The following is a 14,539-nucleotide window of genomic DNA, read 5'->3' on the forward strand; positions in this document are numbered from 1 at the left end:
GCCCCATTCTGGCAGTGACTCGCAGGAACACCTTCCCACGGTCGGACAAAAGTCGTAGAGTCACTGTCATGAGCAAGTCACTGTCAGTTTCTGCCACAGGGCTCCACAAGAGCTTCGGACGCTCGATCGCGTTGAACGGCCTGGACCTCGCCGTCGAGGAGGGCGAGGTGCACGGCTTCCTCGGCCCGAACGGCGCGGGCAAATCGACCACCATCCGCGGGCTGCTGGGCCAACTACGGCTCGACGGTGGCGAGGCCCGGGTCTTCGGGCTCGACCCGCGCGCGGACGCGTCGGCGGTCCACGACCGCCTCGCCTACGTCCCCGGCGACGTCTCGCTGTGGCCGGGCCTGAGCGGAGGCGAGTGCATCGACGTGCTCGGCGGCCTACAGGGACACCTCGACCCGCGCCGTCGCGACGAGCTGATCGACCGCTTCGAACTGGACCCGCGCAAGAAGGCGCGCACGTACTCGAAGGGCAACCGGCAGAAGGTCGCGCTCATCGCCGCCCTCGCCTGCGACGCCGACCTGTACGTCCTCGACGAACCCACCTCCGGCCTCGATCCGCTCATGGAGGCGCACTTCCAGGAGGCGGTCCGCGAGCGCAACACCGAGGGCCGGACGGTGTTGCTGAGCAGCCACATCCTGGCCGAGGTCGATGCACTGTGCCATCGCGTGACGATCGTCCGCGCGGGCACGACCGTGTCCACCGGGACACTGCGCGAACTGCGCGCGGGCACCCGCACGGCGATCGACGCGGTCACCCCGTCGGCTCCCGCGGGCCTCGACGGCCTGCCGGGCGTCGCCGATCTCGAGACCGCCGATACCGCCGCGGGGATCCGCACGCGGCTGACGGCCTCGCACGCCGGGCTGGCGGGCGCCGTCGCCGCGGTCGCAGCCGCCGGCCCCACCGAGCTCGCGGTGCACCCGCCCAGCCTGGAGCAGCTCTTCCTCGGGCACTACCGCGACGAGACGGACGGCGCCGAGCGCGCGGAGATCGCCGAGCCTTCGGGGAGCTCCCGATGAACGGCCTCGGCGCCCTGATCCGGCTGCGACTGCGCTCCGGAAGGGTGGGGCTGCTCGCCGCGCCGGCCGCGATCGCCGGCCTGGTCGCCGTCACCGCCGCGAGCATCGCCGGGCTGTACGACACCGCGGAGGCGCGCGCCGGCTACGCGGCGTCCATCGGGGACTCGGCGTCGGGCGCGGCCTTCAACGGCCGGGGCTACGACCTCGACACCGTCGGCGGCATCACCGCCCTGGAGGTCGGGCTGTTCGGTCAGCTCCTGGTCGCGGCGTGCGGCATCGGACTGGCGATCCGGCACACACGCCGCGAGGAGGAGTCCGGCCTCACGGAGCTGATCACCGCGACGCGGATCGCCCCGCTGGCGCCGCTCGCCTCCGCGGCGGTGGCTGTCGGCGGCGCGTGCACCGCTGCGGGCGCGCTGTCGGCGCTCGCCGTGGGGAGCGCCGGTTACGGCGCGGGGATCGGGCTGTTGATGGCGGCGTACGCGGGCGTCGGCCTCGTCGCCGGCCAGCTGGCGCAGGCCGCGCGCACCGCATGGACCCTCGCCCTGGGCTTCCTTCTCGCGACCTTCCTGGTGCGCGCGACCGTCGACGGCCGCGGTCTCGACGCGACCTGGCTGAGCCCGCTCGGCTGGCCGGCGGAGATCCGGCCGTTCGGGGCGGCACCGCGACTCTGGCCGATCCTCGCGCTCGCCGCGATGACGCTGGCGATGACCGTCACCGCCGTCGTGATCGCGCGGCGCCGCGACCTGGGCGCGGGCGTCGTGGCGCCGCGGCTCGGCCCGCCGCGGGCACGCCCCGGGCTCGTCTCGCCGCTGGGCCTGGCGGTCCGGCTCGCCTCCGGGGCGCTGGCCGGATGGGCGGTCTTCGCGGCGGTGTGGGCGGCGGTGTTCGGGGCGCTCTCCCACGAGGTGACGCGCCTCATCGACGCGAATCCCGCTCTGCTGGAGGCGATGGGCGTGGATTCCGCGACCGACCTCGTCGGCAGCCTCGCACTCCTGTTCGTCGCGCTGAGCGCCGGCGCGGCGGGACTCAGCACCGTCGGCACGCTCTCGGCGGAGGAGGCGGAGGGCCGCCTGGGCCTCGTCGCCTCGACGCGCGTGCCGCTGCGCACCTGGTGGCCCGCGTGGGGCGCGGTGGCCCTCGCCGGCGCGGGGGCCGTACTGCTCGGCGGGGCCGCGGTGCTCGGCGTCGCCACCGCGCTCGCGACCGGCCGCGGCGCCGAGGTCGGTTCCGCCCTCGCGGCGGGCGCCGGGTACCTGATCCCCGTGGCCGTGATCGTGCTCGTCGGGCTCGCCTCCCGGGCCGCGACGGTGCGCCCGGCCCGACTCGGGTGGGTCGTCCTCGCGTGGGCCGGGATCGTCGGGCTGCTCGCGGAGACGCTGCGGCTGCCCGGCTGGGCCCGGGGAGGCCGCGCCGAGCACGACGGCCACCGTCGCCCTCGGGGCGCTGGCCGTCGTGCTCGGCGCGGCCTCCCCGGCCCTCGCGGCGCGGCGCGACCTGGCCGCCGGGTGACCGTGCCGGCGCCACGCACGCAACAGGCCCCGGGTGCGTGAACATCACGCGCTCCCGGGGCCTGCCGTATTCCAGGTGGGCGACCGCCGTCAGGCGGCGGCCACCTCCTCAGTCCTGAAATTCACCATTTCTCGGACCACCTCCTTTCGTTTGACGTCTTCGACGCTACGCCCGCTCCGAGACGTCGGCAACGGAATTATCCGGAGGGCGAACACACTGGTCAGGACGCGTTCTCGCCGTACCACTCGGCGAACTGCTTCGACGAGGCCCAGCGCGAGTAGGTGGGCCCCTGCGGCCAGCCGTCGGGCACGTCCTGCCACTGCTCCTGTCGACCGTAGGGCAGCACGTCGAGGAGGCCGAACGTGTAGGAGACCTGCTCCGCGCCGCGACTGCCGGTCTGCCACACGTGGTAGACCTTCTCGCCGTCGCGCACGAAGGTGTTGTAGGCGAAACCACCGCCAGGAGGCGCACCCACGTCGGTCCCGAAGTCGGACCCGGCGGACGAGTACCAGGTCATTCGGTTCCCGACCCGCTTCTTGTAGGCGAGGATCTCGTCCATCGGCCCGTTGGTGATCACGACCATCCGGGCGTCCCAGTTCCCCAGGAAGTCGGTCCGGGTGTATTGCGAGGTGACGCCGGTGCAGCCGGGGCACTGCCATTCGTTCCCGTCGGTCCACATGTGGTGGTAGGTGATGAGCTGGCTCGCGCCGTCGAAGACATCCGCAAGGCTGACGGCGCTGCCGTCCTCGGCGGTCAGGGTGTACTCGGGCAGTTCCACGGCGGGCAGGGCTCGGCGTTGCGCGGCGATGGCGTCCAGCTCGCGGGTGGCGGCCTTCTCGCGGATCCGCAGGGCGTCGAGCTCCTTCTGCCAGGTCTCGCGGTCGACGACGGGGGGAATGGGGGCCATGATGGGTTCCTCTCTCGGGGTGGATGTCTCGGGCGCGAAGCTCGACTCAGGGCCGGAAGCGGGTCTGGGCGAAGTGCTCACCGCGGGAGAACGCCAGGATCTTGTCCGGGCGCACGCCGAAGACGGGGAGCGACGCTCCGTCCGGGTTGGGTGCGTGGCCGTCGACGTGGTGCCGGAAGCCGTCGTCGTCGACGTCGTAGGGCCAGTCGAGCCGGTCCCGCCACATCTGCGCGAGCACCTCGAGTACGGGACGGTCGGTGCAACGCTCGGCGCGGCCCTCGACGACGACGTCGAGCCCGCGGCGGTACTCATCGGTTCCGGTACTGAGGACGCAGCGCGGGTCTCGCGCCAGGTTGCGCGCCTTCTGCTCCTCCAGACCCGTCACGAAGAACAGCCGGCCGTCGAGCCACATCGCGGGGAGCGGGCACACGTGCGGCCTCCCGTCCGCGCGGACGGTGCTGAGCCGGAAGATCCCCGCCCCCTCCAGCGCGGCGACGACCTCCGCCCACGACGTGGCGACGGCGCCGGGGCTGCTGAAATCGGGATGCAGGACCGGTTCGGGCGTCGTGCTGATGGTCATGGCGGCTCCTCGGCATGTTCACAGCGTCCACATCTGCTATGTTCACACCGTACACTTGAGAGACGGGGGACACAAGGGCATGGCGTACCACCACGGGGATCTGGCGCAGGCGCTGGTCGACGCGGGCCTGGAGGTCACCCGCGCCGGCGGACCGTCGGCGCTCACCATCCGCGAGGTCACCCGCCGGGTCGGCGTGAGCCCCAACGCCGCGTACCGCCACTTCCCCGACCGGCTGGCACTCCTGCGGGCGGTCAGCTCCGCCATCGAGCAGCGCATGGCCGACGCCATGCCCGTGAGCCCGGACCAGGGGCCCGTCGAGCGACTGCGGGCCGTGGGTCTCGGCTACATCGCCTTCGCACTGGCCGAACCCGGGTGGTTCTCGGTGTGCTTCTTCGGCGACGAGGTACCGGATCCGGAGTCGCTCAACGGGATCCCGCCGTATGTCGCGCTGTCGGAGGCGCTGGACCTCATGGTGCACGCGGGTCTGCTGCGCCCCGAGGCCCGACGGTCCGCCACCTGGTCCTGTTGGTCGATGGTCCACGGCTTCGCCGAGATGGCGCTGCGCGGCCCGCTGCACCACCTGCCGGGCGATCAGCAGTGGCCGCTCGCCGAGGCCGCGGTCGACACGGCGATCGCGGGAATCCTGCACGACTGAGCGCTGCGGAGCACGATGGAGTCATGAGCGACTCTCCCGTGTGGCTGGTGACCGGCGCGTCGAAGGGCATCGGGCTCGAGGTGGTGAAGGCGGCGCTCGCGAGCGGGGCCCGCGTCGCGGCCACGACCCGCAACCCCGAGAAGCTGACCGCCGAGTTGGATGACCCGAACCTCCTGCCGCTGCCGATGCGGGTCACCGATGAGGTGGACGTGCGCCGCGCCGTCGCGCGGGTCGAACAGGAGCTCGGCCCCATCGACGTGCTGGTCAACAACGCCGGCTACTCGCTGCTCGGCGCGGTCGAGGAGGTCGCGCTCGACGACGTGCGGGCGAACTTCGACGTCAACGTCTTCGGCGTCCTCGCGGTCACGCAGGCGGTGCTCCCGGGCATGCGGGCGCGCCGGTCGGGCCGGATCCTCAACCTGGCGTCGATCTCCGCGAGCGTCACCGGCCCCGCACAGGGGATCTACAGCGCGACCAAGGCCGCCGTCCTCCTGCTCACCGAGGCCCTCGACGCCGAGATAGCGCCGCTCGGGCTGCACGCCGTGGCGATCTGCCCGGGCGGAGTGCGCACCGATTTCCTCGACGCCTCGTCGAGCCGCCGCCCCGCGACCGCTATCGACGACTACGCCGCCGTCGCCGGCACCCTCTCCGCGCTCGACCGGCTCAATCACAACCAGGGCGGCGACCCCGCGCTCCTGGCGCAGACGCTCGTCGAGGTCGCGGCGATGCCCGACCCGCCGACCCGCCTGTATCTCGGGAAGGACGCGCTGCACGCGATCCTGCGCGCGACCGAGGCCGAGCACGCCGACGCCGAGCGCTACGCCGAACTGAGCCGGTCCATCTCCCACTGACGCACGCCCGCGGGCGGCTCCGCGTGCCCCGCCACGACGACGGTGCGCCCGGGGAACAGGCCGGCGGGGTCGAGGATCTCGGCGAGGAGACGGCGCGCGTCCGCGGCGTCGAGGTGCTCGGTCGGCTCGTCCAGCAGGACCACGGCGGCGGGGCTGAGCAGCGCCCGCGCGAGCAGCAGCCGGCGGCGCTGGCCCCCGGAGAGGGAGTCGGCGCCGTCCTCCAGCTGCGTCCGCACGCCGTCGGGGAGCCCGTCGATCCACTCCCCCAGCCCGACGCGGCGCAGGGCCGCATCGATCTCGGCGTCGGTCGCGTCGCCGCGCGCCACGCGGCAGTTCTCGGCCACCGTCGTCGCGAAGACGTGCGCGGCCTCCCCGAAGAAGGCCACCGATGCGGGCAGGTCCGCGCAGTCGCGCGCGGGTGTCCCGTCGACGGCGACCTCGCCGCCGCGGTCGTCGAGGCCCGCCAGGGCGAGCAGCACAGTCGTCTTCCCCGCCCCGGAGGCGCCCCGCACCGCCAGCCGATCACCGGGCTCGAGGACCAGCGCACCCAGCCGCAGCGTCGGATGCGGGGCCACGGGCGTGGTCCCGGCGGGCACGGCGGGCAGGGTGAGCAGCGGCGCGATCCGGCCGGCGGCGTCCGCGGAGCGCACGTATTGCCGCGCCGCGTCGGGCAGCACCGAGGCGGCCTCGAAGGCGCTGAGCGGCAGCAGGATGAGGATGCCGAGCGTAGTCGCTGCCGCCGAGTCGATCCGGGCGACGGCCACGAGCAGCGCGGCGATCACGGCCAGCCCGACCGCCAGCGGGATGGCGGCGTCCGCGAACGCGCCCGTGCGGGCGGCGCGGTCGACGGCGGACCGTCGGGCGTCCTCGGCGCGGGCGGCGCGGGACCGCACCTCGTCCAGCCGGCCGGCGACGGCGAGCTCGCCGGCGTGGTCGAGCACCGCCGAGGCCGCGGCACCGAAGGCCTCGCTGCCCGCCGCCTCCGCGGCAGCGCGGTCGCGGGTGGCGCGGGCGGTCAGCCACGGCGCCGCGAGCCCGGCCAGCAGCAGGCACGCCCCGAGCGCGAGGCCGGCCCGGGGATCGAGGAACCACATCCACGCGGTCGCCGCGACCGAGACCGTCGCCGCGACCGCGGCGGGGATCACGGTGCGCACCAGCGCATCGCCGACCGCGTCGACGTCGGCGCCGGTGCGGGCGAGGAGTTCGCCGTCCGAGAGCCGCACGGACTCGGCGGGCGCGGCCCCGGCGAGCCGCAGGTACAGCGCGGCCCTCAGCTCCGTGAGCCCGCGCAGCGCCAGCCGGTGCGACGCGAGCCGCTCGACGTAGCGCATCAGCCCGCGGGTGATGCCGAGCCCGCGCACCGACGTGACGGCCAGCGAGAGCGCCAGCACGGGCGGCATCGTCCACGCCTTGGTGATGAGCCAGGCGGAGAGTCCCGCCAGCGCGAGCGCGCTGCCGGCGGTGAGAACGCCCGCGCCCACGGCGCCGAGCGCGGCCAGCGGCCGGGTCCGCATCGCCCGCAGGCAGATCAGCAGGTCACGCACGGGCCACCTCCAGCACCTCGTCGGCTGCGGCGAGCACCTGCGGGTCGTGGGCCGCGATCACGACGGTCGCACCGGCATCGGCGCGGTCACGCAGCGCGGCGAGGACGCGGGCGGCCAGCTCGTCGTCGAGGTGCGCGGTCGGCTCGTCGAAGAGCAGCACCGGCCGCCCGAGCGCGAGGGTGCGGGCCAGCGCGAGCCGCTGCCGCTGCCCGGCGGAGAGCCCTGCCCCGCCGGTGCCGACGGTCCGCTCCCAGCCGCGCTCGGCGACCACCTCGTCGAGGCCGGTCGCGGCGAGCACCTCCGGCACGGATTCCGGTGCGGGGGCGCCCAACAGCGTGAAGTTGTGCTCCAGCGTGCCGGGTTCGAGGTAGGGGTGCTGCGGGCACCAGGCCACGTGCGCCCACCACGCCGGGCCGCAGGCCAGCGGCGCACCGTCGACGGTGACGTCCCCCGCGTCCGGCACCACGAGCCCCGCCAGCACGGTCAGCAGCGTGGACTTGCCCGCACCGTTGGCCCCGGTGAGCACGGTGACCCGTCCGGGGGCGAAGGCACCGTCGAAGCCCGACGGTGCCGCGCCGTCCCGCCCGTCGACGGTGACGCCGCGCGCGACGAGCACGCCGGGGTGGTCGGTGCCCGGCCCCGCGGCGGGAGCGGGCGCGTCGAGGAGGGCGAAGACGCGGCCGGTGGCCTCGATCCCCTGCTCGGCGGCGTGGAATCCGGCGCCGACGGCGCGCAGCGGCCGGTACACCTCGGGGGCGAGGATGAGCGCGAAAACACCGGCGAACAGGGTCATCTCGCCGTAGACCAGGCGTAGGCCGATACTCACGGCGACGAGCGCGACGCACAGGGTGGCGAGCAGTTCGAGGGCGAAGGAGGAGAGGAAGGCGATCCGCAGTGCGCCCATGGTCTCGGTCTCGTTGCGCGCCCCGAGCTCACGGACCGTGCGCTCGGGGCCGCGTTCGCGGCCGAGGGCCCGGAGCGTGGGCAGGCCGGCGACCAGGTCGAGCAAGCGCGCGGACAGCCGCGACATCGCCTGCAGGCGGCGCCGCGTGCGGTCGCGGGTGAGCAGGCCGATGAGCACCATGAAGATCGGTAGCAGCGGCAGGGTGCCGAGCGCGATCGCGCCGGAGACCCAGTCCGCGAGGAACATCGCGAGGATCAGCACCGGCGTCGCGATGGCGCTCAGGGCGAGGGCGGGGACGTAGCCCGTGAGGTAGGGCGGCAGGTCGTCGAGGCCGCGGGTGAGGGCGGTGCGCAGCTCCTCGCGGTCCACCGGCGTACGCCCCGGGCCGACGGCCGCCAGTGCGGCGGAGCGCAGCTCGGAGACCACCCGGTCGGCGGCGCGGCGCTCGATGCGGGATCGAAGGTGGCTCACCGCGACCCGGACCGCCAGCGCGCCGACGGCCGACGCGAGCGGTCCCGTCACGTCGGCGTCGCCGGTCACGAGGCGCGCGAGCGCCGTCGCGAGCGCGAAGGCCAGCACGATCACCGCGGCGGTCTCCGCGACGCCGCAGGCGACCACGGTGGCCATCAACCCGCGCGAGCTGCGCGCGTACCGCAGCAGCCGCGGGTCGACGGGCGCGCGGGTCTCAGGCACGGGGGCTGAGGCCGATCGACGGAGGGATCTGCGCGGCCGAGATCCGCTTGCGGAACACCCAGTACGTCCACGCCTGGTAGATCATCACCAGCGGGAGGAGCACGACCAGGCACCAGGACATCACGACCAGCGTGTAGTGCGAGGAGGCGGCGGCCTCGATCGTGATCGAGCGGGCCGGGTCGGTCGCGTTCAGCACGTTGGGGAAGAGCGCTCCGAAGAGGAGCACGCTGACGCCGATCACGGTCAGTGAGGTCGCGAAGAACGCCGCGAGTTCGCGCCCCACGCGGATCAGCGGACCCACGGCGAGCAGCCCGCCGGCGGCCAGCGCCACCATCGCCCACGTCCACGGCTTGCCGTGCTCGAGCTGCGTCCACACCGCGAAGACGGCGCCGATCGCGGTGACGGGCAGCCACATCCGTGCGGCGAGGCGCCGGGCGTCCACCCGGACGTCACCGTCGGACTTGAGCGCGACGAAGATCGCGCCGTGCAACAGGAACAGGCCGAGGGTCGCGATCCCGCCGAGCAGCCCGTACGGGTTGAGCAGGTCCCAGACCTCGCTGGTCATGTCGCCGCGTTCGTCCAGGTCGACGCCGTGCACGATGTTCGCGAAGATCAGGCCCCACGCGAAGGCGGGGATCCAGGAGCCGAGGCCGATCCCGACGTCCGCCCAGCCGCGCCAGCGCGGCTCGTCGATCTTGCCGCGCCACTCGATCGCGCAGACGCGGGTGATGAGGCCCACCAGGATCGCGAGGAGCACGAGGTAGAAGCCCGAGAAGACCTCGGCGTACCAGACCGGGAACGCGGCGAACATCGCCGCGCCGGCGGTGATGAGCCACACCTCGTTGCCGTCCCAGACGGGGCCGATGGTGTTGAGCAGCACGCGCCGCCGCTTCTCGGCGTCGGCGTGGGAGCGCTTGCGGCCCAGGATCGGCATGAGCATGCCGACGCCGAAGTCGAAGCCCTCCAGCACGAAGTAGCCGGTGAACAGGAAGCCGATGGCGAGGAACCAGTAGTCGGGCAGTGTCATGGCGGCCTCCTAGTACGCGAAGGAGAGGTGGTCCGACGAGGCCCTCCGGCCCGGCTCGGCGCCCTCCGGGGCGTCGTCGTCTCCGGTCGGCGGATCGTCGTCGTCGGGCGGGTCGAGCGGGCTGTGCAGGTTCGGCCCCTTGATCACGTACCGCCGGAGCAGGAAGAACCACAGCAGGTAGAGCGTGCCGTAGACCGCGGCGAACGTGAGGAGGGAGAAGGCCATCATCGTCACGGAGTGGCCCGAGACGGCCTGGCCCACCGTGAGCCGGATCGTCGGGTCGCCGTTCGGGTTGGGCACCACCACCCAGGGCTGGCGCCCCATCTCGGTGAACACCCAGCCGGACGTGTTGGCGAGGAACGGGGTGGGCAGCGCGATGAGGCAGATCCGGCTGAACCACTTCTGGTTCGGGACCCGGCCGCGGCGGGTGACCCACAGTCCGGCCAGCGCCAGCACGCCCGATCCGACCGACCAGCCCATCATGGCGCGGAAGGCCCAGTACGAGACGAAGAGGTTGGGGCGGTAGTCGCCGGGCCCGAACTTCTCGACGGCCTCCGCCTGCAGCTCGGTGACGCCCTTGAGCGTCGAGTTCGGATCGCCGTTGGCGAGGAAGGAGGTCACGTACGGCACCTGCAGCACGTGCGTCACCGACTCGCAGTTGTTGTGCGTGCCGATGGTGAGCAGGGAGAAGCTTGCGCCGGTCTCGGTGTGGCAGAGCGATTCCGCGGAGGCCATCTTCATGGGTTGCTGTTCGAACATGAGCTTGGCCTGCGCGTCGCCGGTGATGCCGAGGCCCACGGCCGAGACGATCATGACGCCGAGGCCGAACCGGGTGACGGGACGCATCGACTGCGCCAGTTCGATCGCGTCGGGGTCGCCCTTGCGCATGCCGCGCACCATCCACCAGCCGCCGATCGCGGCGACGAAGGTGCCGGCGGTGAGCCACGCGCCGAAGACGGTGTGCGGGAACGCCGCGAGGGTGGTCGAGTTGGTGAGCACCTCCCAGATGCTCGTGAGCTCGGCCCGGTTCTTCTCCGGGTTGAAGGTGGCCCCCACGGGGTGCTGCATCCACGAGTTCGCGGCGATGATGAAGAACGCGGAGGCGTTCACGCCGAGCGCGACCAGCCAGATGCAGCCCAGGTGAACGAGTTTCGGCAACCGCGTCCAGCCGAAGATCCACAGGCCGAGGAAGGTCGACTCCATGAAGAAGGCGACGAGGCCCTCGAGCGCGAGCGGCGCGCCGAAGACGTCGCCGACGAACTTGCTGTACTCGCTCCAGGCCATGCCGAACTGGAACTCCTGCACGATGCCGGTGGCGACGCCGAGCGCGAAGTTGATGAGGAAGAGTTTGCCGAAGAAGTTCGTGGCCTTGAGCCACGCCTGCTTCCCCGTCACCAGCCAGATGGTCTGCATCGTGGCGACCATCGGCGCGAGGCCGATGGTGAGCGGCACGAGGATGAAGTGCATCACCGTGGTCATGCCGAACTGCCAGCGGGCGATGTCCAATGCGGTCATGCGTACTCCCTGGGCCGAGGGCTCGGATCGGCCTCGTCGCCGACCCTCCTACTACGTTCAGTAGTAATTACTACCGATGGTAGTAGAGATCGCCGTCGATCCCAAGTGTTGAGACACAGCACACGCCGCACCGTGCGCCGACCCGTTGTGTCCACCGTAGGCCCGCACCCCGGCGGCCGCACCGGATCGGCGGCGATGCGATCGCAGCGGGAAGACGGAAGCCGAGCAGCCGCTTTACCGCGGGCCAAGCGTTGCGATAGCACCTCCCGCGAGCATTCGTGGCGGTGCCGATCCGGGCGCCGCTCCACCCCGGGAGGACTCTCGTGAATCCGTTGCGCACACTGCTCGCCGCCCTCATCGCTACCCTGTCGGTACTCGCGGCACTCCCGGCGATCGCCCACGCGGAGCGGACACTGGCCCCGGGCGACACGATCGACACCGACACCGGCAGCTGCTCCATCGGCTACTTCGCGACCGACCCGTCCGGCGGCCTCTACATCGTCACCGCCGGACACTGCTCCGACCACACCGACTCGGCGGTGGCCGCCGACGGCATCGAGATCGGCACCGTTGTCGCGGGTTACGACGAATGCCGGGGCGACGGAGCCTGCGAATTCGGGAAGTACGGCATCACGATCATCCGCCTCCACCGGGGCACCGACATCACGCTCCGGCACTGGTGGACCTCGGTCCACGACGCCGCCGTCGGCGACAAGGTGTGCATCAGCGGCGGTGGCGATCGGACGACGCGGTGCGGTGTCACCGAGACGGCGACCGCATCGTTCACCAACGTCCGCGGGATCGAATCCGTCCCGGGCGACAGCGGGTCCGGCGCCTGGGGCGGCCCGGACTACCGGCTCGTCGGCCTGGTGATCTCGCGGGGCGAGGGCACCACGCAGGTGCAGCCCGTCTCCGACGCGCAGGCGAAGGCCCGGCGGCTCGGATACGACCTGTCGATCCTGGTCCGCTAGCGCCGCAGGAGGACCCGGTCGCCGGTCACGACACGCGGCCGTCGACCCGCTTCTGGTGCGCGACGCTGGCGGCGACCACGATGACGGCCAGGGCGGTCGAGAGGCCGACGGCGCTGCGCTGGTCCGGGTCGACGATCATCGCGACGATGACGAAGACGATGAAGGCGATCACCGCGTAGGTGGCCCACGGGAAGAACCACATCCGCAGCGGCGACGGGGTGCTCTCCCGGCGGCGCAGGGCGATCTGACTGACCGCGATCACCAGGTAGACGAACAGCGCCACCGCGCCGGTCGTCGCCAGCAGGTAGCCGAAGAGCTTCTCGGGCAGGACGTAATTGCCGATCACCGCCAGGAAACCGAGGATCATCGAGGACAGCACGGCCACGGCCGGGACTCCCCGCTTCGTGGTCCGGCCCGCGGCCCGGGGAGCGTCGCCGCGGCGGGCGAGCGAGTACAGCATCCGCGAGGCGGTGTAGAGCGCGCTGTTGAGGCACGACGCGACGGCGACGAGGACCACGACGTCCATGATCCCCGCGGCGGCCGGGATGTTCATCGCCTGCAGGACCGCCTGGTACGACCCCGTCGCCGAGTCGAGCGTGTTCCACGGGACGAGCGCCACCACCACGAAGATCGACCCGATGTAGAACAGGCAGATCCGCCAGACCACCGAGTTCACCGCCTTCGTGATGCCCTTGGCCGGCTCGGGCGATTCGGCGGCGGCGATCGTCACGATCTCCGAGCCCATGAACGTGAACATGGTGGTGAGCATCGCCGCGATCACCGCCCCGGCGCCGTTCGGCATGAATCCGCCCGTGTCCCACAGGTGGTGCACGCCGGAGACCCCGGAGCCGGGCAGCAGCCCGAAGATCGCCAGCGCGCCCAGCACCAGGAAGGCCGCGATCGCGAGCACCTTGATCAGCGCGAACCAGAACTCGAACTCGCCGTAGTTGCCCACGGAGAAGAGATTCGTCACGGTGAGCAGCACCACCACGAGCAGCGCCCACGACCACTGCGGGCCGCCGACCGTCTTCGACAGGATCACCGCGGCGGCGGTCGCCTCGACCGGGATCACCAGCACCCAGAACAGCCAGTACAGCCACCCGATGCTGCACCCCGCCCAGCGGCCCAGCGCCCGCTCGGCGTACGTCGAGAACGAGCCCGTGTCCGGGTGCGCCGTGGCCATCTCGCCGAGCATCCGCATCACCAGGATCACCAGCAGGCCCGCGAGGCTGTAGGAGATCAGCACCGCCGGCCCCGCGAGCTTGATCGCGTTCGCCGAGCCCACGAACAGGCCGGCGCCGATGACGCCCGCGATCGAGATCATCGTGATGTGCCGGGGTTTGAGACTGGTACCGAGCTGGTCGCCCTCGGTGCCGGTGTCCTCGCGCGTACTCATCCCGCGACGCTATGCCCGTCGCGGCTTCCCCGCAGTCCGTGCCGGGATTGTCCGAAAAGGCTAGGGGGTGTTCTCGATCCCCGCCTCGATGAGCGAGCGGACCGTCGCGTCCATGGGCGCATCGGGCAGGGCCCGGCCGTCCAGGGTGTGCACGCGCGCGCACAGCGTGATCGACGAGACCAGCCACACCCCGTCGTTCATGACCAGGTCCACGGGGAAGATCGGCTCGACGGCGGTGGAGACGCCCTTGTCCTCCGCGGCGTCGAACAGGGCACGCGCGGTGGTGCCGGGCAGGATGCCCTGCTCCGCGGGCGGGGTGACGAGCGTGCGGCCGCGGGCGATCACGACGGTGGCGCGCGGCGCCTCGAGGATGCGGCCCTCGCTGGAGGTGAAGATCACGTCGTCGGCGCCCTGCTCCGCGGCGTACCGCGCGGCGGCCATGTTCACCGCGTAGGAGAGGGTCTTCGCGCCGAGCAGCAGCCACGGCGCGTCGGTGCCGAGCCCCGTCGAATAGCCCCGGTTGAGCGTGATGGCGGAGATCCCCTCGGTGCGCGCCCGCCGCGCCCGGTCCGGCAGCGGCGACACCGTGACGTACGCGGTGGGCGTGCCCGGGTCGGACTCGCGGCCCCGCGTGTAGACGAGCCGCAGCGCGCCCTCGGCGCTCCCCGCCTCCTCGCCGTAGAGCATCGCCGCGCGCTGCATCGCGGCCCACCAGGCACCGTCGTTCGGCGCCGGGAGGCCGAGCGCGGCGGCCGAGCGGCCCAGCCGGTCGAGGTGGGCGCGCCCCTTGAGCGGCGCGCCGTCGCGGACCAGGACGGTCTCGAAACAGCCGTCGCCGCGGACCGCGCCGAGGTCGTCGGCGTACAGCAGGGGCGCGTCGGGAGCGCGCACGGAACCGTCCAGGGTGACCACCACGGATGCCATGGCGGCAACAGTATTCGACGCCCCGGAGCGCCGCGCGG

At 72.7% G+C, this 14,539-nt stretch carries 13 protein-coding genes; 5 read left to right on the forward strand and 8 right to left on the reverse strand.

All coding sequences use genetic code 11. The features are described 5' to 3' along the window. Positions 1-68: 68 nt before the first annotated feature. Positions 69-1,022: an ABC transporter ATP-binding protein gene (locus BLW32_RS23445; protein WP_068741495.1), complete on the forward strand. Its 954-nt coding sequence runs from the start codon at positions 69-71 to the stop codon at positions 1,020-1,022. Then, positions 1,019-2,575, forward strand: coding sequence for an efflux permease Rv1217c-related protein (locus tag BLW32_RS23450; protein WP_068741494.1), 1,557 nt, complete (start codon positions 1,019-1,021; stop codon positions 2,573-2,575). The genes BLW32_RS23445 and BLW32_RS23450 overlap by 4 nt, the downstream gene beginning before the upstream one ends. 179 nt (positions 2,576-2,754) lie before the next feature. On the opposite strand, the gene BLW32_RS23455 is transcribed toward BLW32_RS23450, so the two are convergent. Next, positions 2,755-3,441, reverse strand: a complete 687-nt coding sequence (locus BLW32_RS23455; protein WP_068741493.1) for a DUF899 family protein — start codon at positions 3,439-3,441, stop codon at positions 2,755-2,757. Between the two features lie 46 nt (positions 3,442-3,487). Next, positions 3,488-4,021, reverse strand: a complete 534-nt coding sequence (locus tag BLW32_RS23460) for a pyridoxamine 5'-phosphate oxidase family protein (protein ID WP_231857365.1) — start codon at positions 4,019-4,021, stop codon at positions 3,488-3,490. Positions 4,022-4,100: 79 nt separating this feature from the next. Here BLW32_RS23460 and BLW32_RS23465 point away from each other — a divergent pair, with 79 nt between their 5' ends. Then, positions 4,101-4,676 (forward strand): TetR/AcrR family transcriptional regulator, encoded by a 576-nt coding sequence (locus BLW32_RS23465; RefSeq protein WP_068522754.1) that lies wholly within the window; start codon positions 4,101-4,103, stop codon positions 4,674-4,676. Between the two features lie 23 nt (positions 4,677-4,699). Further along, positions 4,700-5,527, forward strand: coding sequence for an SDR family NAD(P)-dependent oxidoreductase (locus BLW32_RS23470; RefSeq protein WP_068741492.1), 828 nt, complete (start codon positions 4,700-4,702; stop codon positions 5,525-5,527). Here BLW32_RS23470 and cydC read toward each other — a convergent pair. From cydC to BLW32_RS23490, 4 genes are read right to left on the reverse strand one after another with little or no spacing between them, the layout of a single operon-like run. Then, entirely contained in the window at positions 5,494-7,071 is a 1,578-nt protein-coding gene (gene cydC / locus BLW32_RS23475) for a thiol reductant ABC exporter subunit CydC (RefSeq protein ID WP_231857364.1), read from the reverse strand. The two genes, BLW32_RS23470 and cydC, sit on opposite strands and share 34 nt — an antisense overlap. Next, positions 7,064-8,668: a thiol reductant ABC exporter subunit CydD gene (gene cydD / locus BLW32_RS23480; protein WP_068741491.1), complete on the reverse strand. Its 1,605-nt coding sequence runs from the start codon at positions 8,666-8,668 to the stop codon at positions 7,064-7,066. The genes cydC and cydD overlap by 8 nt, the downstream gene beginning before the upstream one ends. Next, on the reverse strand, positions 8,661-9,695 hold the full coding sequence (cydB, locus tag BLW32_RS23485; protein WP_068741490.1) for a cytochrome d ubiquinol oxidase subunit II: 1,035 nt from the start codon (positions 9,693-9,695) through the stop codon (positions 8,661-8,663). The genes cydD and cydB overlap by 8 nt, the downstream gene beginning before the upstream one ends. 9 nt (positions 9,696-9,704) lie before the next feature. Next, positions 9,705-11,210 carry a cytochrome ubiquinol oxidase subunit I gene (locus BLW32_RS23490; RefSeq protein ID WP_068741489.1) on the reverse strand — a complete coding sequence of 502 codons (1,506 nt, stop codon included), beginning with the start codon at positions 11,208-11,210 and terminating at the stop codon, positions 9,705-9,707. A 323-nt stretch (positions 11,211-11,533) separates the two neighbouring features. On the opposite strand from BLW32_RS23490, the gene BLW32_RS23495 reads away from it, so the two are divergent. After that, positions 11,534-12,181, forward strand: coding sequence for a chymotrypsin family serine protease (locus tag BLW32_RS23495; protein ID WP_068741488.1), 648 nt, complete (start codon positions 11,534-11,536; stop codon positions 12,179-12,181). Positions 12,182-12,206: 25 nt separating this feature from the next. On the opposite strand, the gene BLW32_RS23500 is transcribed toward BLW32_RS23495, so the two are convergent. Continuing rightward, a complete protein-coding gene (locus BLW32_RS23500; RefSeq protein ID WP_068522760.1) occupies positions 12,207-13,577 on the reverse strand; it encodes an amino acid permease in 1,371 nt (456 codons plus the stop codon). Positions 13,578-13,637: 60 nt separating this feature from the next. After that, on the reverse strand, positions 13,638-14,501 hold the full coding sequence (locus BLW32_RS23505; protein ID WP_068741487.1) for an aminodeoxychorismate lyase: 864 nt from the start codon (positions 14,499-14,501) through the stop codon (positions 13,638-13,640). Positions 14,502-14,539 lie beyond the last annotated feature (38 nt).

The sequence above is a fragment of the Tsukamurella tyrosinosolvens genome, from assembly GCF_900104775.1.
GTDB lineage: Bacteria > Actinomycetota > Actinomycetes > Mycobacteriales > Mycobacteriaceae > Tsukamurella > Tsukamurella tyrosinosolvens.

Excerpts from the sequence above, each read along its gene's own strand:
- BLW32_RS23455 (WP_068741493.1), bottom strand. The coding sequence starts at position 3,441 with ATGGCCCCCATTCCCCCCGTCGTCGACCGCGAGACCTGGCAGAAGGAG.
- BLW32_RS23500 (WP_068522760.1), bottom strand. The coding sequence starts at position 13,577 with ATGAGTACGCGCGAGGACACCGGCACCGAGGGCGACCAGCTCGGTACC.
- BLW32_RS23450 (WP_068741494.1), top strand. The coding sequence starts at position 1,019 with ATGAACGGCCTCGGCGCCCTGATCCGGCTGCGACTGCGCTCCGGAAGG.
- BLW32_RS23505 (WP_068741487.1), bottom strand. The coding sequence starts at position 14,501 with ATGGCATCCGTGGTGGTCACCCTGGACGGTTCCGTGCGCGCTCCCGAC.
- BLW32_RS23470 (WP_068741492.1), top strand. The coding sequence starts at position 4,700 with ATGAGCGACTCTCCCGTGTGGCTGGTGACCGGCGCGTCGAAGGGCATC.
- BLW32_RS23460 (WP_231857365.1), bottom strand. The coding sequence starts at position 4,021 with ATGACCATCAGCACGACGCCCGAACCGGTCCTGCATCCCGATTTCAGC.
- cydB (WP_068741490.1), bottom strand. The coding sequence starts at position 9,695 with ATGACACTGCCCGACTACTGGTTCCTCGCCATCGGCTTCCTGTTCACC.
- BLW32_RS23445 (WP_068741495.1), top strand. The coding sequence starts at position 69 with ATGAGCAAGTCACTGTCAGTTTCTGCCACAGGGCTCCACAAGAGCTTC.
- BLW32_RS23465 (WP_068522754.1), top strand. The coding sequence starts at position 4,101 with ATGGCGTACCACCACGGGGATCTGGCGCAGGCGCTGGTCGACGCGGGC.
- BLW32_RS23490 (WP_068741489.1), bottom strand. The coding sequence starts at position 11,210 with ATGACCGCATTGGACATCGCCCGCTGGCAGTTCGGCATGACCACGGTG.